Below are 21,147 nucleotides of genomic sequence, written 5' to 3' on the forward strand. Positions count from 1 at the left end.
TCTGTTTACCAAATTTCAGCGCCTCTACCGAACAGGCACAGGCGCTGAAAGTGAATATCGACTGCAAGATAGCGATGTTTAACCCAAGAGACAGCAGTCCACTGTATGATCTAGGAGCTATGGTTAAGCAAAGACCTCACCCAAATGCGCACGGTAACGTGCGATATCACTGGCGACATCTGGTTGTTTAATCACATCATTACAGATAAAGGTTGGCAGTGCTGTCATGCCCAGAAATTGATTGGCCTTGTGGAAATGTAGGTAAACACCATCAACGCCCACGCCGTGGAAAAACTGCTCCAGGTCGGTAAAGGCTTCCAGCGGTGCGTTCCAGGTCAGGCTCAGCATGTATTTTTTACCTTGGATCAGGCCACCTGAACCATAGCGTTTGCCGGCATCGGAACGGGTACGACCATCGCTGGCATAAAGGCTACCATGGCCTGCAGTGAATACTTCATCGATGTATTTTTTCAGGATCCAGGGCTCGCCCATCCACCAGCCTGGCATCTGGTAAATCACCGCATCGGCCCACAAATATTTCTGCACTTCGGCTTCAATATCATAACCATCATCCACTACGGTGACCTTAACATCGTGCTTGGCATCACGCAGGAAGCTCTCCGCAACGTCGCTCAGCGTCTGGTTCAGTTCGCCTTTTGAATGGCCAAATTGTTTCTTGGCATTAATAATCAGAATATTGCTCATCAGTATGGGGCTCCGTCAGAATGAAAATAAATTATGACTGCCACCAAAGGGCAGAGGTCATATTGCTGAAACAGAGTGTAATCCATCGTGTTTCTGGGAAAAATGCGACACAACGCACAACAGTATTGACTGTAAGTCAATAAAAGCCCCATCAGTGCCACCGTTTCCGCCAGACGCGAACATCAGCGGGGGATCGGTGCGCCAACTGTGACAGCTACCCCGCAGATGGGTTACTATCGCGGGCAGAATCTTGAAATCCATTGCGTATACTGCGGGTAGAGGACAGCACTTTGCCCCATCGTCAGGGATAGCCAAGCCACGGTCTGAGGATATTTGAGTAATGAGTGAACTGACTCATGACGGTGTTGAGCGTTTACCGCTGCACACATTCACTGAAAACGCCTATCTGAACTATTCCATGTACGTCATCATGGATCGGGCGCTGCCCTATATTGGCGATGGTTTAAAGCCGGTACAGCGCCGCATTATCTATGCCATGTCGGAGCTGGGGCTTAACAATAGCGCCAAATTCAAAAAGTCTGCACGTACCGTTGGTGATGTGCTGGGTAAGTACCATCCGCATGGCGATAGTGCCTGTTATGAAGCGATGGTGCTGATGGCGCAGCCGTTCTCTTACCGCTACCCGTTGGTGGATGGTCAAGGGAACTGGGGGGCGCCAGACGATCCTAAATCGTTTGCTGCAATGCGTTATACCGAGTCGCGCCTGTCAAAATACGCCGAGGTTCTGCTGGGGGAGTTGGGGCAGGGAACTGTGGAGTGGGGGGCTAACTTTGACGGCACCATGCAGGAGCCGAAGATGTTGCCCGCACGCTTGCCGAATATTCTGCTCAACGGCACCACCGGTATTGCCGTGGGTATGGCGACCGATATTCCGCCGCATAACGTGCGTGAAATCGCCGCCGCTGTGATTGCCCTAATCGACAAACCGGGTTCTTCGCTCGATGATCTGCTGGAGTTTGTTCAGGGCCCAGACTTCCCGACCGAAGCCGAAATCATTACCCCGCGTGCCGATATCCAGAAAATTTACCAGAATGGCCGTGGTTCGGTACGCATGCGTGCTATTTGGAAAAAAGAAGATGGCAGTGCGGTGATCACGGCACTGCCCCATCAGGTTTCCGGGGCCAAGGTGTTGGAGCAGATTGCCAGCCAGATGCGGGCCAAAAAGCTACCGATGGTAGAAGATCTGCGTGATGAATCCGATCACGAAAATCCGACCCGGTTGGTTATCGTTCCACGCTCAAATCGGATCGATTTAGATCAGGTGATGAACCATCTGTTCGCCACCACCGATCTGGAACGTAGCTACCGCATCAACATGAACATGATTGGTCTGGATAACCGTCCGCAGGTTAAAGGGCTGGTGGAAATCCTCACCGAATGGCTGGCTTTCCGCCGTGACACGGTGCGTCGGCGTCTGAATTATCGCCTGGAGAAAGTGCTCAAGCGGTTGCACATTCTGGAAGGTTTGCTGATTGCATTCCTCAATATCGACGAAGTGATCCACATCATCCGTAGCGAAGATGAGCCAAAGCCGGTACTGATGCAGCGGTTTGGCATCACTGATACGCAGGCCGAAGCGATCCTTGAACTGAAGCTGCGCCATTTGGCCAAGCTGGAAGAGTTCAAGATCCGTGGCGAGCAGGATGAATTGGCAAAAGAGCGCGATCATCTGCAGGCGTTGTTGGCATCCGAGCGTAAGCTGAATAATTTGATCAAGAAAGAAATCCAGGCTGATGCACAAGCTTATGGTGACGACCGTCGTTCACCGCTGACAGAACGTGAAGAAGCGAAAGCAATGAGCGAGCACGATTTTGTGCCGTCAGAGCCGGTGACTATCGTGCTGTCGGAAATGGGCTGGGTGCGCAGTGCCAAGGGCCACGACATCGATCCGAGTGGCCTGAGTTACAAGGCAGGTGACAGCTTCCGCGCAGCGGCCCGTGGCAAGAGTAATCAGCCGGTGGTATTTATCGATTCCACCGGTCGCAGCTATGCCCTGGATCCATTAACGCTGCCTTCGGCGCGTGGACAAGGTGAGCCACTGACGGGCAAACTGACGCCACCACCAGGTGCGACGGTTGAACAGGTCTTGATGGCCGCCGACGATCAGAAACTGCTGATGGCTTCCGATGCCGGTTATGGCTTTGTATGTACCTTCAACGATCTGGTGGCGCGCAACCGCGCCGGTAAGGTGATGATTACTCTGCCGGATAATGCCAAAGCATTACCGCCGATGGAGATCAACAGCGATGACGACATGCTGCTATCCATTACTGCTGCTGGCCGGATGCTGATGTTCCCGGTAGCCGATCTGCCTCAGCTTTCGAAGGGCAAGGGCAACAAGATTGTCTCGATACCTTCGGCACAGGCGGCAAGCGGTGAAGATAAGCTTGCCTGGCTGTTTGTCTTGCCGCCGCAAACTTCGATCACCCTGCACGTTGGCAAACGCAAGCTGAAGCTACGGCCGGAAGATTTGCAAAAATTCCGCGCCGAGCGTGGCCGTAAAGGCACCTTGCTACCGCGTGGGCTGCAACGTATTGATCGGGTTGAACTGGATATGCCGGAGCGGCCATCAACTGGTGATAGCGAAGAGTAAGCCGGTGTTATACTCGTCATACTTCAAGCTGCATGGGTGTTGGCTTCGTCCGTTCGCACCAGTCACATAGTAGGCTATGCTCCTGGCGACTCTCGGACTTGCCGCCTACATGCAACTCGAATTATTTTGAGTATATGCATCGAAAGGGCGCAGTATAATGCGCCCACTTTTTTACCACTATTTAATTTCAATGAGTTAAATTTTACGGCATAAATTTGTTGTGTCGTTCGCCGTCTGGCAGCCAATTTGCTGCAATTTGCAGGGCGATACTGATATGGGTGAAGTCGGCGGCCCTCTACCATAAAAGTGCCCACGTAGTCGTTATCCTGCAATTCTGGGGTTAATGCTGTGTCGGCAGTGTGCTAATGAGGTTGTTATGTTATTAATATTGCGTGCAATTTTTATCATTATCTATTGCATTCTGGTGTGCATTTTCGGTTCGATTTACTGCCTGTTCAGCCCGCGTAATCCCCGTCATGTAGCGACGTTTGGTCATCTGTTTGGCCGCTTGTCAACGATACTCGGCTTAAAGGTTGAAGTCCGTAAGCCTGCTAGCGCAGCGCATAACGGTAAGTGCATTTATATTGCCAACCATCAGAATAACTACGATATGGTCACGGCTTCTAATGCCGTGCAGCCACGTACTGTGACCGTGGGCAAGAAAAGCCTGCTGTGGATCCCGTTTTTCGGTCAGATCTATTGGCTAACGGGTAATCTGCTAATAGATAGAGACAATCGCGCCAAAGCGCACGGCACCATTGCTCAGGTGGTTGAAGCCATTACGAAGAAAGATATCTCTATCTGGATGTTCCCTGAAGGGACGCGCAGCCGTGGCCGTGGTTTGTTGCCATTCAAAACCGGTGCATTCCACGCCGCCATTGCAGCCGGGGTACCGATTGTCCCGATTTGTGTTTCGACCACTAGCGGTAAGATCAACCTGAATCGCTGGAACAATGGCCATGCTATCGTGGAGATGCTGGAACCGATTGACACCAGCGGCTACAGCAAAGAGCAGGTACGTGAACTGGCAGCTCATTGCCGTGAAGTGATGTTGGTGAAGATTGAACAGCTGGATGCGGAAGTTGCCCAGCTTGACGCTGCCAAAAAATAAAATTAACCAGCAGGTCGATCCCACTCATTTTAAGGCGGCCCCGGCTCTTTGGTAGGAGTGCCTTGAAATGAAGGGGACTATTTTATGCTCCGATGGCTTGATTGCGTTGGTGCTTTTCACACGGTTTAATTTTTCTTCATGGAGAGAATATGTCACTCAGTCGACGTCAGTTTATTCAGGCATCGGGCTTGGCGCTATGCGCTGGAACGGTACCTCTGAGGGCTGAGGCGAGCGGCACGCAAACCCTCTTACCCATTCCTCCTTTATTGGAGTCCCGCCGTGGGCAACCGCTGTTTTTAACCTTGCAGCGTGCCCATTGGGCTTTTATGGACAACCGTAAAGTATCTGTCTGGGGCATTAATGGCACGTATCTGGGGCCAACGGTTCGGGTGTATAGCGGAGATGACGTTAAACTTATTTACAGCAATCGTCTCACCGAACCGGTTTCAATGACCATCAGTGGATTACAGGTACCAGGCACCTTGATGGGGGGCGCGCCACGGATGATGTCGCCTAATGTAGATTGGTCGCCTGTTATTCCAATTCGTCAGCCCGCAGCCACCTGTTGGTATCATGCCAATACTCCAAACCGTATGGCTCCCCATGTCTACAACGGTTTGGCCGGTTTATGGCTGGTTGAAGATGAGAACAGTAAAAACCTGCCGTTGCCGAGCCATTATGGCGTCGATGATTTTCCGTTGATCATCCAGGATAAACGGCTGGATAACTTCGGTACGCCTGAGTATAACCCCCCTGCACAGGGCGGTTTTCTTGGTGATACGCTACTGGTCAATGGGGTACAAAACCCCTTTATTGAGGTTTCCCGTGGTTGGGTGCGCTTGCGCCTGTTGAACGCATCCAATTCGCGGCGTTATACCTTGCAGCTAAGCGATGGGCGGCCAATCATCGTGATTGCCAGCGATCAGGGGTTCCTGACAGCGCCAGTAGCAGTACAGCAGCTCTCTCTGGCTCCGGGTGAACGTCGTGAAATACTGATAGATATGTCGAAGGGAGATGAGGTTTCCATTACGGCCGGTGAGGCAGCGGGGATTATGGATCGCTTGCGTGGCCTGTTAGAGCCTTCCAGCCTGCTTATTTCTACCTTGGTACTGACGCTCAAACCGACGGGGCTATTGCCGCTGGTTACTGACAATCTGCCTGTGCAGTTGCTGGCCGAACAGATGCCGGAAGGTAAGATAGGCCGTACGCGTGAGTTCCGCCTGGGTGACAAAATGCCCGGGATTAACGGCACTCTCTGGGACATGAACCGTATAGATGTGCAAACGATGCAGGGGGGCTGGGAGCGCTGGAACATCCATGCGGACTTACCGCAGGCATTCCATATTCAAGGTGTGCAATTCCTGATTAAACGCATCAATGGTGCCCAGCCGATGGCAGAAGACCGGGGTTGGAAGGATACCGTCTGGGTGGATGGTGACGTTGAGTTACTGGTGTATTTTAATCAGGTTTCTTCCGAACACTTCCCGTTCCTGTTCTACAGCCAGACGCTGGAAATGGCCGATCGCGGTTCAACCGGCCAATTTGCGGTGCAGGCGTCGTCTTAAACTGTTGTTCGCAGCATTTTCAGGAAAGCGCGTACGACCGGCGTGGCACTTTCGGCGTGATAGATTGCATACAGATCCGCTGAGGGTGCCGCCTGCAATGGGCAAAAACGCACGCCGGGCCATGGAATGCGCCCGTAACTGTCTGGCAGTAGCGTAATGCCGAACCCTTCAGCTACCAATGCCATCAATGTTTGCGGTTCATTCACCTGATGGGCAATGTCTGGTGCAAAACCCTGCTGCAGACACAGGTTATGCAGATATAGCCCCAAGCTGGCCTCATGTGGCGGTAACACGATAAATTTATCGCGCTGCAGAGCACCAAGGGCTATCTCAGTGCCCGTTGCCAGGGGATGATTGGCAGGCAGCACCACGGAAATACTCTCCCTTGCCAGCAATTGGCAGGCTAATCCAGGTAATACCTGCTGTTTTGCCTCACGCCAGATACCAATATCAATATGTCGCTTCTGCAGTGAAATAATCTGCTGGCTGGGCGTTTGCTCGTTCAATGTCCATGTCACATTTTCTGTTTGCCCGGTAAAGCGTCTTAACGCCGGGATCAGCCCACCCCAGACGGAAGTGCCCACCATACCGATCACCATGTGCCCCGCTTCGCCACGGCCCAATTGCTGGACCTGATGCAGCGCGTTACCCGCCTGATCCAGCAGCATTTCAACGCTGTTGAATAGCGTACGTCCCGCCAGTGTCAGTGACATTGAACGGGTAGTTCGTTTGAATAATTCAACGCCGAGCTGGTTTTCCAGCTCTTTGATATGTTTGCTGAGTGGCGGCTGTGAGATGTTCAACCGCTGTGCAGCCAAAGTGAAGTTCATCTCTTCTGCAACAACACGAAAGTAATGCAACAGACGAAAATTGATCCGGCTTGGGTCGGGTAGTGGTTGTTTTTTCATCGGCAAGGCACTCCCGGTGCGCTGTTATTTATAGGCGAACAGAATAAATCAGCGGACAAGAATGTATTGGTCTCCGCCCTCTATCGCTCTCTACTATGGGAAATCCTCCCCTCTCACAGAAGAGAATACTATGTTTAATCAAGATGATGCTTTTTCTTGTGCTGATGTTTTGCGTGCCAGATTACCAGGCTTTCAACCGCGTGCGGCAGTGATTCTGGGCTCTGGGCTGGGAGCTTTGGCCGAAGTCATGACCGATAGCGTGACCATCGACTATACCGAACTGCCGGGATTCCCAGTCAGCACGGTGGTTGGCCATGCCGGGCAGTTGGTGGCGGGCTGGTTGGAAGGCGTGCCCGTGCTGTGTATGAAAGGGCGTGGGCATTTCTATGAAGGGCGCGGCATGCAGGTGATGACCACCGCAATCCGTACTTTCAAACTGCTGGGGTGCGAATTCCTGCTGGCCACCAATGCTGCCGGTTCGCTGCGAAAATCGGTCGCACCTGGGAGCTTGGTTGCGTTGACGGATCACATCAACTTCATGCCGGAATCTCCTTTGGTAGGTAGCAACGACGAACGTTTCGGTCCGCGCTTCTTCAGCCTGGCTAATGCCTACGATCGCGATTTGCGTGCACAGTTGGCGCGTGTTGCCGCCAGTGCTGGGATCCCACTGGCGGAAGGTGTATTTGCCGCCTACACAGGTCCGAATTTCGAAACGCCGGCCGAAATTCGCATGATGCAAACTCTGGGCTGTGACGTCGTTGGGATGTCGATCGTGCCTGAAGTGCTTTCAGCGCGCCACTGTGGTCTGAAAGTGTTAGTGGTTTCAGCCATGACCAACTATGCCGAAGGATTATCGGATACCCCACTTTCCCATGAGCAGACGTTAAGCTGTGCCGCAATGGCTGCGGACGACTTTATGCGCCTTATTCGTGAGTTCTTCAAAACGCTGTAACCCTTATTTCCATCCGAACACCCTGCGGTAAGCCCTACCTTACCGCCTAAATCATCGATTTAGTCAGAATAACAAGGTGATGGTAATGACAATAAAAACGCGGTTGAAAGTGATGGTTTTCCTCCAGTTCTTTATCTGGGGGGCTTGGTTGGTGACGTTGGGATCTTACATGATCAATACCCTGCATTTCAGTGGGGCACAGGTCGGGCTGGTTTACAGTTCGAAAGGGATCGCGGCGCTGATTATGCCGAGTCTGGCCGGGATCATCGCCGATCGCTGGATCAAGGCCAATTATCTCTATGGCCTGTGCCATTTGTTGGGGGCAGTGGCCCTTTACTGTGCCGCGCAGGTTGACCAACCACTAGTGATGTTCTGGGTTATGCTGTTCAATGCCATGGTTTATATGCCAACCATTGCGCTTTCCAACGCCATTTCTTACTTTTGTCTGGAAAAGCATGGATACGACACGGTGAAAGATTTCCCACCGGTGCGAGTCTATGGCACCGTAGGTTTTATTCTCGCAATGTGGCTGATTAGCTTCAGCAGGATTGAACTGAGCAGTATGCAACTGTATCTGGCTTCTGCGGTATCGTTACTGCTGGCGGGTTATTCCCTCACGTTGCCGCATTGCCCAACCAGCAATGCCAAGCGTTCGCAGAGTTGGGTCAGCGTTCTGGGGTTGGATGCGTTTGTGCTGTTTAAGCAAAAACGTATGGCGATCTTCTTCCTGTTCGCCATGTTGCTGGGGGCGGCACTGCAGATCACCAATACGTTTGGTAACCCGTTCCTGCACGATTTTTCGCTCAATCCGCTGTATCAGGATAGCTTCAGCGTGCGCTATCCCTCGGTTTTACTTTCTCTGTCACAAATCTCTGAAGTTTTCTTCATCCTCACCATTCCGTTCTTTCTACGCAGATATGGTATCAAGCAGGTCATGCTGATCAGTATGGCGGCCTGGACGTTACGCTTCCTGTTCCTGGCTTATGGTACACCTGCGGGGTTTGGCTTCGTGCTACTGCTGCTCTCGATGATTGTCTACGGTTGCGCGTTTGATTTCTTTAATATTTCCGGCGCCATCTTTGTTGAGAAAGAGGCCGATCACCGCATTCGAGCTAGCGCACAAGGGTTGTTTATGACCATGGTTAACGGTGCCGGTGCTTATGTCGGTGCCATTGCCAGCGGCGAAGTGGTGGATTTCTTTACCCAGAATGGAGTGAAAGACTGGCAGAGTATCTGGCTGGTATTTGCCGGTTATACCCTGGCGCTGGGTGTGATTTTTGCGCTGTCTTTCAACTATCAGCATCGGCCTGAAGAGGCCATTGAGGAAATGCAGAGAGCACATTAGGGGAAAAATCTGGGCCCAGCAAGATAACTGGGCCCTGGGAAGTCAGGCAGGAAAACGCTGTTGTAACTGTTGCCAGTCCGGCGCACCGGCTGCGCCAACGCTTGCTACCACGCAGGCTGCTACGCGATTAGCCAGATCGACGGCCTGCGGCAATGGCCAGCCAGCAGAGAGCCCAGCCAGCAAACCGGCACTGTGAGCATCCCCTGCACCGATGGTATCGATCACCTCGACCTGATAGACCGGAACATGCTGCGCAGCATTGCGGCCATCACAGATCCAGGCACCATCACGATCCAGACGACAGATGAGCGTGATGTTATGTGAAGCGGCATAACGCTGAGCGGCGCTGACTGGGTCACCTTCACCACACAGGATGGTTACTTCGTCACGGTTCAGGGTCAGCAGCGTATTGCTGTCACTGAGCATGGCGAAAAACTCCTCACCCAATTGGCCGATGCGTGGACCAGGATCGACCAGCCGCCATTGATCGAACGGCAGGCGTGTCAGCCATTCGCGTAATGCTTCGCCAGGCTCTCCCGCCATTTCATAGCCATTGGCGTAGACCACGGTTTCCGGTGTGAGCGGCAGAGTGGCTAACTGTGCTTTGTTCCACTGTGTCTCACAACCGGTCACCGTGATAAAGGTACGTTCGCCACTTGGTTCCACCAATGCCAGACACCAGCCATTATCCTTCTGGCCGTGGCGTAATAGTACCGGCAGATCCAGCTGTTGCATGGCGGCTTCAATGGCGCTTCCCCATTCACCGTTGCCAACCGGAATACCGTTGATTACCGGAACCTGTAGGCGACGTAACGCTCGCGCGACGTTGAAGGCACAACCGCCAATTTGCCGATCTTGCGGCTGTGCTTCGATATCTTCACCACTGACTGGCAGATTTGGCAGAGTGAGGACGATATCGCCCACCGCTCCGCCTATAACCAGAACCGGCCTTACTGCAACAAACTCACTCATTGACGTCCTCCGCTCTTGGCCAGATAGAGGCCATAAGCGAACAGGCTGACCAGGAATGAAACAAACAGCCCCAGGCTGGAATCGGCAAACAGCCCTTTGGCCAGTGGGCCGTCGATAAAGCCGGTTTTGGTCACCATCAGTCCACATAGCGCACCCAGGAACCAGCAAAATAACGGTACTGCCCGCACACCACGGTTTTCACCATTCAGGCCATACAGGGCATTGGCGTTATAGCCATGATGACGGCGCACTTTTGTATAATCGAGAATGAAGATCGCTTCCCAGGCGGCAAGGAACACGCCACAGAACACCAGGAAGGAGATAAATGGCCCCATAAAATCGCCGGAGATAAACAGCACATAGATGGCGATGGCGAGGATCACGATAGCGTCGATGGAAACGGCCAGGGATTGTTTCACCTTCACACCCAGCGTCAGCAGGTTAAGGCTGGCAGAGTAGAGGCTGAGCACGGCAATGGTGACGATACCGGCGGTAGCGGCCAGCAGATAAGGGATTGCCATCCACTTCGGCAGTACCGAGCCGATCAGAGCAATCGGGTTGGCGGAACTTGCCAGATCGGGAAGTTGCACAGAAAGCAGGATCCCGGTGAACATCAACAGGATCAACGGCAGGCAAGCCCCACCGACCACCGCAGCAAAAATGCTTTTATTCGACGATTCCGGGCTTTGATAACGGCTGTAATCCGCACCAGCGATAGCCCAACTGATACCGGTACCGGCAGCGATCACCGAAACGGCGGGCAGGAAGCCGGTCAGCCAACTGCCAGAGGGTAATGCCAGTACTTTGCTCCACTCGGTATTAAAAACGATATACAGCACCACGATCAGCGTCATGGTGCCGAACACTTTACTGAACCAGCTCTGCATCCACACCACCGTATTCTGGCCCAGCAGGCTGACCACAATGGTCAGGCCGCCAAACAGTATCAGGCTAAAAGCAGTGAGTGGGACGCTTTCGCCCATACCCGCCGCCTGGAAAAGGGCAGCCAGGGTCAGAGTACCGGTAATGACGTTCACCGCTTCCCAGCCCATCAGGTTGATCCAACTGAACGTGGTGGGGGCGATGTTGCCTTTCAGGCCAAAAATCACCCGCGATAAGGTGAGAGTAGAGGTACGGCCGAGTTTGCCTGCGAAGCTGGTGTAACCTACCAGCGCAAAGCTGGCAACGCCAGCTAATGCAGCAAGAATTGACTGAATGAAAGATAAACCGAATGCGACAATAATCGCTCCGTATACCACACCGAGAATACCGATGTTGGCAGCGGACCAAACCCAGAAAAGCTCGATCGGTTTACCGGTTTGCTCGGCATTGGGTACGCGATCGATCCCCGTACTTTCTACTTTCCATGTCTCATTACGGTTAATTTCACTCATAGTGCGATTTATTCCTGTTGGCGTAGACTGAGAAGAGCCTCTGCATAAGGCTGAAAGTCAATCTGATTGGCGCGATTGATCTTGTCAATCCATTCTGCGGGGAAGGCATCAATTCCGTGCAGTGCTCCGCAGATTGCCGTTGCCATGGCGCCAATGGTATCGGTGTCTCCGCCCAGATTCGCCGCCAGGACCGCACAACGTTTGGGATCTGTCCCTGCCAGCTCAACCAACGCCAGCGCCATCGGAATAGACTCGATATTATCCATGCCAGCACCGATGGTGTGGTAAAGCTCGGCCAATGCATCGCTATCCTGCAAATGACTCAGGCTGGATGCGAACTCTATTGCCCAAACCAAACGGCGGCTGAGTGAAGGGCTGAAGGTGGTGATCTTTTGCTGCTGGACCTGTTCTACCCGCGTTGGCAGTTCGTGCTTGAGAGTTACCCAGTCAGCCCCTTCGATAGCCCGGCTGATTGCCCAGGCAATGGCGAAAGCGCCCGCTACAGCGATATCCGACTTGTGGGTTGGGCTGCAAGAGAGACGGACTGCCTCGATAAACCCAGGCAGATCGCCACTTGGCAGCATGCAACCTAACGGGGCGACGCGCATCGCCGCCCCGTTGGTAACACCGTTGGCAGGGATTTCAGCCAGCGGCGTACCGGCACGGAATGCCAGCAGCGCCGCTTTTGAACTAGGGCCAAGGATATTCTTGTCAAAGGCCCCGACCCGCTCTGCCCATAGCATAATGTGGTGAGCAATGCGTTCCGGTTCAACCTGGCCCTTGGCGGCCAGCAGTGCATCCATCAGCGCAACGGCCTGCTGAGTATCATCGGTGAATTCCCCAGCGACAAATCCGTTTGCTGCTATATTTTCTTCTGGGCCGGGCAGAAAGTGAGTTATCCAGCCAAAATAGTCGCGAACTTGTTGCAATGGCCAAAGTTCTGATGGCATTCCCATCGCATCGCCAATCGCTTGCCCATAAAGGGCTCCGAGAATGGCGTGGTGGGAGTTTTGTTTTATTTTCATCTAATGGTGTTCCCTGGTGTTGGAGCGTACTGGTGTCAAAGCATCAGTAAGATAACGGTACGTGCTAAATAGATCCAATTGAAGTCCAATTATTAAGAAGTGTGATGCCAATCTATTTCCAAGGAACTCGGAGTGATGTTCTTAATCTCGGGTGTGACAAATATGGTAGAAACGACTTCGGATAGGCGTTCGGCTAATCAACAAGCAGGGACTATGAGTGATTTTACTGTCTGGTTACAACAGCAGTTTTTGCTGGCAACGGCGGCACCACGCTATATTCAGCTGGCGACAACCATTGAGGCCGCCATCAAGCAGCATGTGTTAGCGGTCGGTGACTTTTTACCTCCGGAGCGGGCAATTGCGGAGGTCTTGGATGTATCGCGCGTGACCGTCAGCAAGGCAATGAAGCTGCTGGAAGAAAAAGATTTGGTCATACGCCAGCAGGGCAGTGGCACGCGTGTCGCTATGCACATCGGTTATTCTCTTAACCCGGATCAGGGTTTTACCGCTCAGGTGTTACGCAGTGGTAGTAGCGTCAGCAACCAATGGCTGTTGCGTACTCATATTACCGCACCGGCAGATATTGCCATGGCACTGGAACTTGAAAGTAACAGCGCTGTGGTGAAGTTGCGACGCCTGCGGTTGATGGATGGCAACCCGGTTTCACTGGAAACCACCTATATCCCACTGCGTTTCCTGCCAGACCCTGAACATTTGGAACATTCACTTTATGCCCTGTGGCAGTCGCGCGGTATTGTGCCAGATGGAAAGCATTTTCGCTTAAAAGCCATCACTTGCAGCGAAGAGAATGCCGGTTTGCTAAATGTGCACAGCGGTGCACCGCTGTTGAGAATTGTTCAGACCAGCCGCAACGCGCAAGGTGAGGTGTTGGAGTTGAGTGAAACACTGTGCCGCAGCGATGTTTATGAGTTTGAGGTGAATAGCTGAGCAAATGGATAAATAACCATGCTCTTTTGCTATGGAGTGCGTATAATCGCCGCCCGGCGATAAATTAACCTGTACAAGAGTACCCGTAATGAGCACCACCAGCCTGATCCAACCCGAACGTGAACTGTTTTCCTATAAGCCTTATTGGGCCGAATGTTTTGGCCCAGCGCCATTCTTGCCGATGTCGCGCGAAGAAATGGACCAACTGGGTTGGGACAGCTGTGATGTGATCATTATCAGCGGCGACGCCTATGTCGATCATCCAAGTTTTGGCATGGCAATCATTGGTCGCATGCTGGAGGCTCAGGGCTTTCGCGTTGGGATTATTGCTCAACCGGACTGGAGCAATAAAGAAGATTTCATGCGCCTGGGCAAACCGAATCTGTTCTTCGGTGTGACTGCCGGCAACATGGATTCGATGATCAACCGTTACACTGCCGACCGCAAACTACGTCATGACGATGCCTATACGGCGGGCAACGTGGGGGGCAAACGCCCTGACCGTGCCACATTGGTCTACAGCCAACGTTGTAAAGAAGCCTATAAAGATGTGCCAATCGTCCTCGGGGGCATCGAAGCCAGCCTGCGGCGTATCGCGCACTATGATTACTGGTCTGATACCGTGCGCCGTTCGGTGTTGGTAGATTCCAAGGCTGACATTTTGATTTACGGCAACGGTGAACGTCCGCTGGTGGAGCTGGCGCATCGCCTGGCGGCGGGTGAGAATATTGCCGATATCCATGATATTCGCAATACCGCCGTGATGCGTAAGCAGCCCTTACCGGGCTGGAGCGGTGTGGATTCTACCCGTCTGGACAAACCGGGCCGCATTGAGCCAATCCCGAACCCTTACGGGGAGGATTTGCCCTGCGCCGATGGTGGTAAGCCAGAGCCAGAAGCCAAGCCCGTTACTGTGCGTGCTGCTAAACCGAAGCCGTGGGAAAAGACCTATGTACTGCTGCCTTCTTTTGAGAAGGTGAAAGCAGATAAGGTGTTGTATGCCCACGCGTCGCGTATTCTGCACCATGAAACCAACCCTGGCTGTGCCCGTGCGCTGATGCAGAAACATGGCGATCGCTATGTGTGGATCAATCCGCCAGCGATCCCTCTCAGCACGCCGGAAATGGACAGCGTATTTGCCCTGCCGTATCAGCGCGTGCCTCACCCGTCCTATGGTGAAGAGCGTATTCCGGCTTATGACATGATCCGTTTCTCGGTGAATATCATGCGGGGATGCTACGGCGGTTGCTCGTTCTGCTCGATCACTGAGCATGAAGGGCGCATTATCCAGAGCCGTTCGGAAGACTCAATCGTGCGTGAGATCGAAGAGATCCGCGACAAGGTTCCCGGCTTTACTGGAGTGATTTCCGATCTGGGTGGCCCAACGGCCAATATGTATATGCTGCGTTGCACCAATCCACGAGCGGAGCAAACCTGCCGCCGTGCTTCTTGCGTGTATCCGGAAATCTGTACCTATATGGACACCAACCACGAGCCGACCATCAAGCTGTATCGCCGTGCTCGGGAGCTGGAAGGCATCAAGAAGATCCTGATCGCCTCCGGTGTGCGTTACGATCTGGCAGTGGAGGATCCACGCTATATAAAGGAACTGGCGACCCACCATGTGGGCGGTTATCTGAAAATTGCGCCGGAGCACACCGAAGAAGGGCCACTGTCCAAAATGATGAAACCTGGAATGGGCAGTTACGATCGCTTCAAGCAACTGTTCGACCAGTACTCCAAACAGGCGGGTAAAGAGCAGTACCTGATCCCCTATTTCATCTCTTCACATCCCGGCACCCGCGATGAGGATATGGTCAACCTGGCGCTGTGGCTGAAGAAAAACCGTTTCCGTCTCGATCAGGTGCAGAATTTCTATCCATCACCAATGGCTAATTCCACTACCATGTATTACAGCGGTAAGAACCCGTTGGGCAAAGTGGGATATAAAAGCGAAGAGGTGTTTATTCCACGTGGCGAACGTCAACGCCGCTTGCACAAAGCGCTATTGCGTTATCACGATCCGCTCAACTGGCCGTTGATCCGCAGCGCGCTGGAAGAAATGGGGATGAAACACCTGATTGGTGGCCGCCGTGAATGCCTGGTTCCAGCACCGAGCCTTGACGAGCAGCGCGAAGCCAAACGCCTACAACGGCATACCCGCCCGGCGTTGACCAAGCATACGGATATCACCCGCCAGCGCACGCCAACCAACAAACCGCCACGCAAGCCGGTTCGCAGCACCAAGGCCTGAGCCGAATGGGCGCTCCCTGAACGGTAGCGCCCTTCTATAAACGGCTGTAGGCTTCCTCGACTTTCAGCATGTAGCGGGGTGCCTGAGGCGATGGATGATGCTGGCGTATATGCCAGTGAAATGCCTCGGGCGACAGGCTATTAATCATGCGGATTGCTTTCTTTCGATCGCTGGAAAAGGTGCGTAACAGCGCTCCTGCGCCATTGGCATAAGCAGCCTCGGTGGCATAGCGGCGTGTTACCGGGTGTTCAATCCAGTTCAGTTGCTGGTGTTGTAATGAACTGATATAGGCGGCTCCCAAATCGATATTGGTCTCGGGATCCAGCAGATCGTCGTCATCCGGGCAGCCACGCTTGCCTTTATAGCGATAGGCGTCGCAGCCTGCACCGTTAGCCTTGAGCTGCATTAAACCAATCGCGTTGGAACGACTGACGGCTTGTGGGTTAAAGCCAGACTCTACCTGAATGATGGCGGTAATCAGCTTACTATCGACGCCATATTCTTTGGCCGCGTCTGCGATTTCATCACTATAGCTATGAATGCCAGTATGTTGACGCTGGGATTTGCTGGAACAACCGACCAGCATCATGAGCACTAGCAATATAGCCAGACGTGACAGATGAGAAACAGAGAAGATCATGGTGCTTTGCGTAACCTGTGAAATCACAAAATTGCTTCATACACCCGTCACTTGGCAAGGTGCAGGGGAACTCGGCCCGTTTTTGGGCCGAGTTTGTGCAGATAATACAGCCGATTAGAATAAATCTGGATCCGGGCCGAGACGCTTGCCGACGTCCAACTTGGCAATCTCGCTCAGCTCATCTTTATCCAGTTTGAAATCAAACACCTCAAAGTTTTCGCGAATACGCGACGCCGTCACCGACTTCGGTATTACAATCAGGCCGCTGTCCAGATGCCAGCGCACCACGATCTGTGCCGGAGTCTTGCCGTACTTTTCTGCCAATCGCTTGATCACTGCCTGATCGAATACCCCTTCGCCTCCTTGTGCCAACGGGCTCCAGGATTCGGTGGCAATGTTATGGGTCGCATTCCAGGCGTGCAGCTGGCGCTGTTGCAGCAACGGATGCAGTTCGATCTGGTTGATCACTGGGGCGACGTTGGTTTCGTCCAACAGGCGCTGCAGGTGCGGCATGTGGAAATTACACACGCCAATGCTTTTTGCCAGCCCTTGCTCACGCAGTTTTATCAAACCACGCCAGGCATCGACGTATTGATCCTGTGCGGGTTTTGGCCAATGGATCAGATACAGATCGACGTAATCGAGGCGCAGCTTTTTCAGGCTGGTTTCCAGAGCTGCCTGCGGATCGCCCTGATCGTCGTTCCACAGCTTGGTGGTGATAAACAGCTCGCTACGTGGGATAGCGGCGGATTGCAGCGCGGCTCCGACACCTTCCTCATTCTGGTAAATTGCGGCGGTATCGATAGAGCGATAGCCGACTTCCAATGACTTGTTAACAGCAAAGGTCGTTTCTTCGATACTTGCCTGCCAAACGCCAAGACCTAACTGCGGCATCAGGTTGCCGTCGTGGAGTTTGATGATGGGTTGCATGTGTTATCTCCTCACGCGTGCATATCCAGTACGATCCGGTAACGGGCATTGCCAGCGGCCAGATGTGCTATAGCATCGTTTACTTTACTGAGTGGGAAATGCTCCACTTGCGGCACAATGCCATGACGGGCGCAAAATGCCAGCATCTCTGCCAGTCGCGAAGGTGCGCCGGTAGGGGAGGCGGAAAGCTCGGCCTGTTTGCTGATAAACGAGAATACCTGAACCGGTACCGGATCGGGTATGGCCCCAACAAAATGCAGACGGCCTTTAGGAGCCAGTGTACCGATAAAGGCATCCCAGTCCAGCGATGCACTGGCGGTGACCAGAATAAAGTCGAGCTGGTTAGCAATCGCTTTAAACGCAGACCTGTCATTACTGGCAACTACGCGGTGTGCACCCAGCGAAAGCGCTTCATCACGTTTACTGGCTGATGACGTGAAGGCCGTGACTTCGCATCCCCAGGCATGCATAAAGCGGATCGCCATGTGGCCCAAACCACCGATACCGACCACGCCAACACGCTGTGTTGGACGTACATTGTATTGTATCAAAGGGTTGAAAACGGTGATCCCACCGCAGAACAGCGGCCCGGCACGGGTGACATCGACGCCTTCGGGTAATGGGATCGCCCATGCCCAATGGCTGCGGATACGGTCGGCAAACCCGCCATGGCGACCAATAATAGTTGGCTGCACTTTATGGCACAGGTGCTGATCGCCAGAAAGGCAAGGGTGGCAGTGCATACAGCTACCGCGGTTCCAGCCAACGCCAACAACCTGCCCCACCTTCAACCCTTTGTTAAGCGCATTGGGCCCGAGCCGGATCACTTTGCCAACCACTTCATGGCCTGGCACGAACGGGTAGCGGGTCATGCCCCATTCATTATTCAGCATCGATAAGTCGGAGTGGCAGACGCCACAATAATCGATAGCCACTTCAATATCATCATTGCCTAGTGCCCCGGCATCGAAGCTGAAGGGCTCGAGAGGCTGCCCTTTGCCAGAGGACGCCCAGGCGTGAATGGTATTGTCAGCAACAAGGCTTGATTGATCTGCCATAGTATTCTCCCATGGGTTGACGAGCAAAAACCGGAAGGCGCAGACGGGGCGCAAAGCTGTGCTCGATGATTGGCTGGGCACTGGGAGGAAATCAGAGAGGGTTACCCAAGTGACCACCAACAGAGTACGCCTGCAATTGTCGGGCACAGCTTAAAGCCTAGCAGGAAACGGCCATGTTGTGCTTAGACCTTTGCCCTTCAATCAGCAAGTAGCAAACCTGCCCAAAGCTCTTAGATTAGGCTGTGTCCCTTAATTGCCCGTGGTGCCGTCGCAGACCCAAAAGCCCGTTATCAAGGCGGAGGGTGAAGGGCAGAGTGGCCCTCTGTTCAAGCCCGACTTTACTTCGAACGGGCTTTTAGGGCGCGACCCTTCGGGCTGGGGCCATTTGCGCGCATTGCGGCGTTGTTCGCCGCTTATTTGGCCCACCAAACCTCGTGGCTCACGCCTTGCCCTGTGCGCAAATGACCGCCAGCGGCGCTCGCGTGCAATTAAGGGACACAGCCTAAGTCTACTTTTCTTACGTCATATTATATAAGGTTGAACATTTCAAGCTCTCAGAAACTTCAATGTGGCAAAGCAAGATGACAACATTATGACTGGCAATGCTTTTAGTAATGTAAATGAATTTCGGCGGGCTACATTCAATATTTTTTTCTTTTAAAAAGAGAATGTATTTTTCGTAGCTTGCACGTAAGTTTCCATGATCTACATACACAGCACATTGATTAATATTGGCGATTTTATTATGCGTGCTAATAAATTTATCATCTTTCTTAGTCAGAAATAGTATGCTGACAATTAAAAGAAATGAAAAAAATATCAGAGAAATAAATTTTATCCCCTTCCAGTTCTTTATAAAAATAACATATATGGTATTTGTATTTTCAACCTGACTTTCAGGAAGGGTTATCGATTGGTCATTGGCTTCTTTTACAGTCATCTCGTCATTGACAATGGTATCATTGAATGGATTAATCAATTGATTATTAATGTTTTCTTGGTGCGAGGCGTGATGGCTATCCTCATGAAGCTGGACTTTACCTTTAAAAATAAAGCCTGTTTTGGGGACAGTTCTGACAGTATCAGTACGAAGCCCCATATGGTTTAGTCCTTTGCGCAGTAGAGATATATTCTGATAAAGCGTGTTCGCACTCACAAATTGACCATGTTTCTCCCAAACTTCTTTAAAAAGCTCCTCTTGTGGAACAACTTGCCTAGCATTTTGCAACAAAAGATGCAAAATACGGCTAACAGGAGCATTTAAAATTATTTCCCTCCCTTTCGCCTCCAAAGACGTTAGACGATTTTCATCAGGGATAAACAACACTTTATGGTTAATAACGTATTTTTCTGTCATTTATCAATAACCTATAAATTATCTAGTGAAAAAGTCAGTCGCCTTACATAAAGTATACTCAAGTAAAATCAATATGAGGGGTGCCACAGCTAAAAATAGTCGTTTTAGCCGTGATAACAATAGTAACAGTCGCGCTTCAAAGGTGGAGCTAAGTGGTCACCCAAGGTTGATTTATGCTGCTTGATACACGTTATCTCGTTGGGACAACAACAGATTTAGCAGTCGAGAGGCGATAAAAACAACTGTGTATGATTATATTGAATGGGGCTATAATCGTCAGTGTCAGTGGTGGTATCAGCCCAAAAAATTGAAAATCAGAATCTCGCTTAGGTTTGTGTACATTGTTCGTGTGGAAGAACGATCCTCTACTAAGTCTACTTTTCTTGCGTCATTTTATACAAGGTGGAACAGTTCACGTCCCCTGAAATCTCAGTGTTGCAAAGTAAGATAAGAACATCATTACTGGCTATTTTTTTTGTAATATAAATGAATTTCGTCGGGTCACAGGCGACTTTTTTTTCTTCTAAAAAAAGGATGTATTTCTCGTAGCTGGCACGCAAGTTTCCTTGATCTACATAAATAGCGCATTGATTAATGCTGGCAATTTTATTATGTGTGCTAATAAATTTATCTTCTTTTTTAGTCCAGATTAGTACGCTGGCGATTAAAAAAAATGAAAAGCAGATCAGAGGAACGAGTTTTATCCCCTTCCATTTTTTTATAAAAATATCATCGGCGGAATTTTTATTTACAACCTTACTTTCTGTATGGTCAATAGTTTGGTTATGAATCTCCTTTGCGATCGGTTCATTATTGATGGCTGTATTAATTGATTGATTATTATTGTTTTCTGGCTGCGATGGCTTATCGTTGTCCCGATAAATCTGGACTTCTCCTTTAAAAATGAAGCCTCTTTTGGGGACAGTTCTGACAATATCAGTAAGTAGCCCCGTATGATTTAATCCTTTGCGCAGTAGAGAGACATTCTGATAAAGCGTGTTTGCACTGACAAATTGGCCGTGCTTTTCCCAAACCTCTTTAAAAAGCTCCTCTTGCCGAACCACTTCCCCAGCATTTTGCAACAAAAGAAGCAAAATACGGCTAACCGGAGCATTTAAAATAATTTCACTCCCTCTCGCCTCCAAAGGCGTTAGGCGATTTTCAGCAGGGATGAATATCACTTTATAGTTAATTATGTATTTTTCTGACATTTTTCAATTACCTATAAAGTGTTTAGTGAGGAAATCAGCTGACTTACATAAAGTATATACTCAAGTAAAATCAATATGAGGGTTGCAGCAGCTAAAAATAGTCATTTTAGCCGCTGGGGGGATTGATAGTTCGAAGGGGCGAGATTTTCCCAATGCGA

General features: G+C 51.5%; 17 protein-coding genes. 7 read left to right on the forward strand and 10 right to left on the reverse strand.

What is annotated here, in order from left to right; all coding sequences use genetic code 11:
• Window positions 1-123 precede the first annotated feature (123 nt).
• A complete protein-coding gene (locus SAQUA_RS03210) occupies window positions 124-705 on the reverse strand; it encodes an NAD(P)H-dependent oxidoreductase (protein WP_380677766.1) in 582 nt (193 codons plus the stop codon).
• 340 nt (window positions 706-1,045) lie between these two features.
• On the opposite strand from SAQUA_RS03210, the gene parC reads away from it, so the two are divergent.
• The 3 genes from parC to ftsP all read left to right on the forward strand — a co-directional run bounded on the left by parC (window position 1,046) and on the right by ftsP (window position 5,995).
• Window positions 1,046-3,319, forward strand: coding sequence for a DNA topoisomerase IV subunit A (gene parC / locus SAQUA_RS03215; RefSeq protein WP_380677767.1), 2,274 nt, complete (start codon window positions 1,046-1,048; stop codon window positions 3,317-3,319).
• Window positions 3,320-3,695: 376 nt separating this feature from the next.
• The gene (locus SAQUA_RS03220; RefSeq protein ID WP_380677768.1) at window positions 3,696-4,430 is read left to right on the forward strand and encodes a 1-acylglycerol-3-phosphate O-acyltransferase; all 735 of its coding nucleotides are present in this window, start codon (window positions 3,696-3,698) and stop codon (window positions 4,428-4,430) included.
• Window positions 4,431-4,579: 149 nt separating this feature from the next.
• On the forward strand, window positions 4,580-5,995 hold the full coding sequence (ftsP, locus tag SAQUA_RS03225; protein ID WP_380677770.1) for a cell division protein FtsP: 1,416 nt from the start codon (window positions 4,580-4,582) through the stop codon (window positions 5,993-5,995).
• Here ftsP and SAQUA_RS03230 read toward each other — a convergent pair.
• The gene (locus tag SAQUA_RS03230) at window positions 5,992-6,903 is read right to left on the reverse strand and encodes a LysR family transcriptional regulator (RefSeq protein ID WP_380677772.1); all 912 of its coding nucleotides are present in this window, start codon (window positions 6,901-6,903) and stop codon (window positions 5,992-5,994) included. The two genes, ftsP and SAQUA_RS03230, sit on opposite strands and share 4 nt — an antisense overlap.
• 130 nt (window positions 6,904-7,033) lie before the next feature.
• On the opposite strand from SAQUA_RS03230, the gene xapA reads away from it, so the two are divergent.
• Both xapA and SAQUA_RS03240 read left to right on the forward strand, forming a co-directional pair.
• Complete coding sequence (gene xapA / locus SAQUA_RS03235) at window positions 7,034-7,855, forward strand: xanthosine phosphorylase (protein WP_380677774.1); 822 nt, start codon at window positions 7,034-7,036, stop codon at window positions 7,853-7,855.
• A gap of 85 nt (window positions 7,856-7,940) precedes the next feature.
• Window positions 7,941-9,200, forward strand: a complete 1,260-nt coding sequence (locus SAQUA_RS03240) for a nucleoside permease (RefSeq protein ID WP_380677776.1) — start codon at window positions 7,941-7,943, stop codon at window positions 9,198-9,200.
• Between the two features lie 42 nt (window positions 9,201-9,242).
• Here the strand turns inward: SAQUA_RS03240 and SAQUA_RS03245 are convergent, their stop codons facing one another.
• The 3 genes from SAQUA_RS03245 to SAQUA_RS03255 are packed head-to-tail and all read right to left on the reverse strand — an operon-like array spanning window position 9,243 to window position 12,591.
• Window positions 9,243-10,172, reverse strand: a complete 930-nt coding sequence (locus SAQUA_RS03245; protein ID WP_380677778.1) for a PfkB family carbohydrate kinase — start codon at window positions 10,170-10,172, stop codon at window positions 9,243-9,245.
• Complete coding sequence (locus tag SAQUA_RS03250) at window positions 10,169-11,566, reverse strand: purine-cytosine permease family protein (protein WP_380677780.1); 1,398 nt, start codon at window positions 11,564-11,566, stop codon at window positions 10,169-10,171. Before SAQUA_RS03250 ends, SAQUA_RS03245 begins: the two co-directional genes overlap by 4 nt.
• Before the next feature lie 8 nt (window positions 11,567-11,574).
• Complete coding sequence (locus tag SAQUA_RS03255) at window positions 11,575-12,591, reverse strand: ADP-ribosylglycohydrolase family protein (protein WP_380677782.1); 1,017 nt, start codon at window positions 12,589-12,591, stop codon at window positions 11,575-11,577.
• A gap of 135 nt (window positions 12,592-12,726) precedes the next feature.
• On the opposite strand from SAQUA_RS03255, the gene SAQUA_RS03260 reads away from it, so the two are divergent.
• Window positions 12,727-13,539, forward strand: a complete 813-nt coding sequence (locus SAQUA_RS03260) for a GntR family transcriptional regulator (protein WP_380678240.1) — start codon at window positions 12,727-12,729, stop codon at window positions 13,537-13,539.
• Window positions 13,540-13,627: 88 nt separating this feature from the next.
• Window positions 13,628-15,793: a YgiQ family radical SAM protein gene (locus tag SAQUA_RS03265; RefSeq protein WP_380677784.1), complete on the forward strand. Its 2,166-nt coding sequence runs from the start codon at window positions 13,628-13,630 to the stop codon at window positions 15,791-15,793.
• 34 nt (window positions 15,794-15,827) lie between these two features.
• On the opposite strand, the gene SAQUA_RS03270 is transcribed toward SAQUA_RS03265, so the two are convergent.
• The 5 genes from SAQUA_RS03270 to SAQUA_RS03290 form a co-directional block, all read right to left on the reverse strand.
• On the reverse strand, window positions 15,828-16,433 hold the full coding sequence (locus SAQUA_RS03270) for a transglycosylase SLT domain-containing protein (RefSeq protein ID WP_380678242.1): 606 nt from the start codon (window positions 16,431-16,433) through the stop codon (window positions 15,828-15,830).
• Between the two features lie 114 nt (window positions 16,434-16,547).
• A complete protein-coding gene (dkgA, locus tag SAQUA_RS03275) occupies window positions 16,548-17,363 on the reverse strand; it encodes a 2,5-didehydrogluconate reductase DkgA (protein WP_380677786.1) in 816 nt (271 codons plus the stop codon).
• 11 nt (window positions 17,364-17,374) lie between these two features.
• Window positions 17,375-18,421 (reverse strand): NAD(P)-dependent alcohol dehydrogenase, encoded by a 1,047-nt coding sequence (locus tag SAQUA_RS03280; RefSeq protein WP_380677788.1) that lies wholly within the window; start codon window positions 18,419-18,421, stop codon window positions 17,375-17,377.
• Between the two features lie 517 nt (window positions 18,422-18,938).
• Window positions 18,939-19,778, reverse strand: coding sequence for a transcriptional regulator (locus tag SAQUA_RS03285; RefSeq protein ID WP_380677790.1), 840 nt, complete (start codon window positions 19,776-19,778; stop codon window positions 18,939-18,941).
• Window positions 19,779-20,152: 374 nt separating this feature from the next.
• Entirely contained in the window at window positions 20,153-20,989 is an 837-nt protein-coding gene (locus SAQUA_RS03290; protein WP_380677792.1) for a transcriptional regulator, read from the reverse strand.
• Window positions 20,990-21,147: the final 158 nt, after the last annotated feature.

Source organism: Serratia aquatilis (assembly GCF_044865145.1).
GTDB classification, from domain to species: domain Bacteria; phylum Pseudomonadota; class Gammaproteobacteria; order Enterobacterales; family Enterobacteriaceae; genus Chania; species Chania aquatilis.